This window comes from Kitasatospora nipponensis (assembly GCF_039528135.1).
Taxonomy (GTDB): Bacteria; Actinomycetota; Actinomycetes; order Streptomycetales; family Streptomycetaceae; genus Kitasatospora; species Kitasatospora nipponensis.
Window position 1 is genome coordinate 1 of sequence record NZ_BAAALF010000364.1, and the last position, 3,376, is coordinate 3,376.

Annotated in this window: 2 protein-coding genes; both read left to right on the forward strand. The window is 76.9% G+C overall.

The window, feature by feature from the left end:
- On the forward strand, window positions 1-1,176 hold a 1,176-nt coding region (locus ABD323_RS40150; protein WP_425556329.1), incomplete at its 5' end, for an HTTM domain-containing protein.
- 61 nt (window positions 1,177-1,237) lie between these two features.
- The coding region (locus ABD323_RS40155; protein WP_344447058.1) for an FUSC family protein at window positions 1,238-3,376 on the forward strand (2,139 nt) is incomplete at its 3' end.

The window sequence follows — 3,376 nt, forward strand, 5'->3', positions numbered from 1 at the left end:
CCGCCGGGGCGGGCCGGCGCGGCTCGCCCCGAGGCGGCCGGCCGGCTGGCCGACACGCTGGTCACCGGCTTCGAGCTGTTCACCGCCCGCCCGCTGGCCCGCTACCAGGCCGCGGTGGTGCGGATCGGCTTCGCGCTGGTCTTCGCCCTGCAACTGCTGCGCGAGTGGCCCCACCGCCGCGAGCTGTACGGCGACCGCTCACCCTGGAGCCTGGAGCTGGCCCGCCACCTGCTCGGCGAGACGCACGCCTTCACCGTGCTGACCTGGCACGACGGCCGCTGGTGGTTCGAGGCCTGCTACCTGCTGGCGATCGTGGCCGCGCTGCTGCTGCTGGTCGGCTGGCGGACCCGGGCCAGCTCGGTGCTCTTCATGGTGGGCGTGCTGTCGCTGCAGAACCGCAGCGTGCTGATCGGCGACGGCGGCGACAACATCGTCCACCTGATGGCCCTCTACCTGGTCTTCACCCGCTGCGCCGAGGTCTGGTCGCTGGACGCCCGGCGGCGCCGGGCCGGGCGGGCCAACGGGCCGGCCGGGGTGCTGCTCTGGGTCCTGCTGGGCGGGCTGCTGACCGCCGCCCAGCTGACCGGCCGGATCTCCTGGGGCAGCCCGAGCTGGCCGCACCTGGGCTGGGCGCCGCTCTTCTGGGGGCTCTGGTCCTGCGCCGCCCTCTGGTACGCCGTCAACCGGCTGCGCCCGCACGGCGAGGCGCGCGCGGTGCTGGACGCGCTGGCCACCATGGTGCACCACTGCGCGATGCTGGTGATCGCGGTGCAGGTGGTGCTGGTGTACGCCACGGCGGGCTGGTACAAGGTGCAGGGCAGCCGCTGGCAGGACGGCAGCGCGCTCTACTACCCGCTGCACCTGGACTACTTCACCCCCTGGCCGGGCCTGTCCGCGCTGCTCGGCTCCAGCGCGCTGCTGGTCTTCCTGTTCTCCTACGGCACCGTGCTGGTCCAGGTGGCCTTCCCCTTCACGCTGCTCAACCGGCGGCTCAAGAACGTCCTGCTGGCCCTGATGATCACCGAGCACCTGGCCATCGCGGTCCTGCTCGGCCTGCCGTTCTTCTCGCTGGCGATGGTCGCCGCGGACGCGGTCTTCCTGCCCACCACCCTGCTGCTGTGGGTGGGCGCCCGGGTGCGCCGTTCGGCGTCCGGCCGGCGGCGCCGCCAGGGGTAGGGCCTGCCGCGGTCGGCCGGTCCGCCGGGCCCGGGCGCCCCCGGTGCCTAGGATGTCCGGTATGCCCTGGCTTGCCGCGCTCCGTCACACCGGTCGCGCGGGGCTGCGCTGGGAGCGGTCGCTCGGCGATCCGCAGCGCGCGGTGCGCGGGGCGGCCGCGGTGGCCCTGGTGCTCTTCCCGGTCCTCGCGGTCGCCGGTCCCCGGCCCGCCACCTCGGCGGCCATGGGCGCCTTCATCGCCGGGACGGCGACCTTCCAGCGCAGCTTCCGCCCGCGGCCCTCGCTGGCCGTGGCGGCCGGCCTCGCGCTGGGGGTGAGCACCCTGGCGGGCTATCTCGCGGTCGGCGTGCCGGGCCTGTTCCCGGTGCTGCTGGCCTGCTGGTCCTTCGCGGCGGGGCTGGCCTGGGCGATCGGCCCGACCGCCGGGGTGGTGGCCGCCAACACCGTCACGGTGATGCTGGTGGTGGTCCAGCTGCCGGTCAGCGTGCCGACCGCGATCGGGCACGGGCTGCTCTGCGCACTGGGCGGCGCCTCCCAGGCGCTGGTCATCACGCTCTGGCCGATCAAGCCCTGGGGCGCGCAGCGCGACGCGCTGGCCGACGCCTACGCCTCGCTGGCCGACTACGCCCGCCGGCTGCGGCACGACCCGCACGCCACCATCGACCCCGAGCCGCTGATGACCGCCCGGCACGCGGCCGCCCTCACCGCCTGGCAGCACCGCCGCCGGCCGCCCGCCCTGCGCGGGCTGCGCGGGCTGGCCGAGCGGGTCCGGCCCACCCTGGCGGCCGTCGCCGACCCGCAGATCGGGGCGGCGGCCGAGGGGCCCGAGCGGGACCGGGTCCGCGAGCTGCTGGCCGGCGCGGCGCAGCTGCTGGACGCGCTGGCGCGGGCGATCCGCACCGGCGAGCCGGTCGGCTACCCGCGCTCGGCGCCGGCTTCGCTGGTGCCGCCGTCCGGTCCGGTGCTGCACGGCGCCGTGCTGCGGGCCGCCCGCCGGCTGACCGCCCTGCTGGGCCGGGCCGCGGCGGCGCTGGAACCCGACGGCGAGGACACCCTGGACACCCCGGTGGCCGGCCACGACGGCGTCCTGCTGCGGCCGGGCCTGGCCGCGATGGTGCCGGTCGCGCTGCGCACAGCGGGTCGCCAGCTGCGGCCCGGCTCGCCGATCCTGCACCACGCGGTGCGCCTGGGCGGGGTGGTCACCGCGGCCTACGTGCTGGCCCGGCTGACCGGCTTCCAGCACGGCTACTGGGCGGCGATGACCGCGGCCATCGTGATCCGCCCGGACTTCGTGCAGACCTACAGCCGCGGGGTGGCCCGGGTGGCCGGCACCGTGGTCGGCGTGGTGCTGGCCACCGTGCTGGTCGAACTGGCGCACCCCGGCCGCTGGCTGGCCGGCGCGCTGGCGGTCTGCTGCATCGGCGGGGCCTACCTGCTGCTGCGCACCGGCTACGCGCTGACCACCACCTGCATCTCCGCCTACGTGGTCCTGCTGCTCGGCATGGAGCCCACCAACCCGGTGGCGACCGCCTACGAGCGGATCCTGATGACGCTGCTGGGCGGCGCGGTCGCGCTGCTCGGCTACGCGCTCTTCCCGACCTGGGAGACCGCCCGGCTGCCCGAGCGCACCGCCGAGTGGATCACGGCGGTGGGCCGGTACACGGCGGCCGTGCTGGCGGCGTACGGGGACCCGGAGGGACGCGACCCGCAGGCCGTGCGGGGTGCGCTGCTGGACGCCCGCGAGGCCCGTTCGCTCTTCCTGCAGACGCTGGAGCGCGCCGACGTCGAGCCGGTGCGGCACGGCGCGCACTCGCCGCAGCTCAGCCGTCGCCAGCTGGGCCGGGCGCGCGAGGCGCTCGGTTCGCTCTCCCGGGTCTCGCTGCTGATGGAGGCCCACCTGCCGGGCCGCCGGGCCGACCCGGTGCCCGGGGCGGGCCGGCTGGGGCAGGCGCTGGCGGAGGCGACGGCGGGGGCCGGGGCCGCGGTGCTCACCGGCCGGCCGGCCGACTTCCGCGCGCTGCACGCGGTGCACCGGCAGTGGGAGCGGGAGCTGGCGGCCGACCCGTGGGTGACCTCGGCGCAGCGTCCGGGGGACCAGGCGGACGTGGTCCGCTCCGGGGTGCGGCTGGTGCTGCAGGCGCTGGCCGAGCTGCCGCGGGCGGTGCGTGACGTCCTCGACGGTGACCTGCGGGGTGCGGCG